2 protein-coding genes are annotated in these 1403 nt (G+C 44.9%); both read left to right on the top strand.

Annotation, left to right across the window (positions count from 1 at the left end):
* Positions 1 to 482: NAD-dependent epimerase/dehydratase family protein (locus tag CYP05_RS02635; RefSeq protein WP_141090266.1), on the top strand; the 482-nt coding region annotated here is incomplete at its 5' end.
* A partial coding sequence (gene rfaE1 / locus CYP05_RS02640; RefSeq protein ID WP_103641901.1) for a D-glycero-beta-D-manno-heptose-7-phosphate kinase occupies positions 475 to 1403 on the top strand: 929 nt, incomplete at its 3' end. The genes CYP05_RS02635 and rfaE1, both read left to right, overlap by 8 nt.

The following is a 1403-nucleotide window of genomic DNA, read 5'->3' on the forward strand; positions in this document are numbered from 1 at the left end:
ACGCAAAGCGCGGCGTGAGCGTGGTTGGACTGAGGTATTTTAACGTCTTTGGCAAGGGCGAGTTTTTCAAAAATAAAACCGCCTCGATGGTGCTTCAGTTTGGACTTCAAATTTTAGCTGGCAAGACACCAAGGCTCTTTGAGGGCAGCGACCAGATCAAACGCGACTTTGTCTATATAAAAGATATCATTGACGCAAATATAAAAGCACTTGACGCGCCAAGTGGCGTCTATAACGCAGCTACTGGCAAGGCAAGAAGCTTTCAAGATATCGCTGACATCTTACAGCGTGAGATCGGCGTAAATTTAGGTAACGAATATATCAAAAACCCATTTATCGGCTCATATCAATTTCACACAGAGGCCGACGTGGCCCCAGCTCGCGAGGCATTTGGTTTTAGTGCGACTTGGAGCTTAGAAGAGGCGATAAAAGACTATTTGCCAGAGATAAAGAGAATTTATAAGGAAGAGATAAATGGCTAAGAGAGTTAAAATTTTAGTAGTCGGCGATCTCATGCTGGACCACTATATCTGGGGTAGTTGCGAGCGCATCTCGCCTGAAGCACCGGTGCAGGTGGTGAAGATAAATAACGAAACCTACACGCTTGGTGGCGCTGGTAATGTGGTGAGAAATTTACTCTCTCTTGGCGCAAACGTGAGCGTAGCTAGCGTTTTAGGAGATGATGAGGCTGGCAAAAAGATAAAAGAGAAGCTTGCTGAGCTAAATGTAAAAGATGAGCTCATCCTTACTGAAAAAGGGCGCGAGAGCTCGATAAAAAGCCGCATCATGGCATCTCATCAGCAAGTTGTCAGGATCGATAAAGAGAGCGTTGTCAAGATAAATTTAGAAGATGAGCTCGTCTTAAAAGTAAAAGAAAATCTTGCAAATTTCAAGGCCGTCTTGCTAAGTGACTACGGCAAAGGCGTGCTTAGCGAGAAGGTCTGCCAAGAGATCATAAATGAGTGCGTGAGGCTAAATATCCCAGTTCTCATAGACCCAAAAGGCAGCGACTACTCAAAGTATAAAAACGCGACCCTTCTAACGCCAAATAAAAAAGAGGCGAGCGAGGCTACAAATTTAAAGATAAAAGATAAAGCTGAGCTTGAAAAGGCGATAAAACAGCTAAAAGACGAGCTAAATTTGACCTATTCGATCATCACGATCTCAGAAGAGGGCATCGCGCTTTATGATGACAGGCTGCACATCTTTGCGGCAAAAGCAAAAGAGGTCTTTGACGTCACTGGCGCTGGAGATACGGTGCTTGCTACACTTGGCTATATGCTAGCAAACGGAGCTGATATAAAAGAGGCGATAAAGATAGCAAACCTCGCAGCAGCCGTCGTCGTGGCAAAGATAGGTAGCGCAACGGCTAGTTTTAGCGAGATCGAGCAGCTGCTAAATAG

Origin of the sequence: Campylobacter concisus (assembly GCF_002913545.1) — a bacterium.
GTDB classification, from domain to species: domain Bacteria; phylum Campylobacterota; class Campylobacteria; order Campylobacterales; family Campylobacteraceae; genus Campylobacter_A; species Campylobacter_A concisus_AV.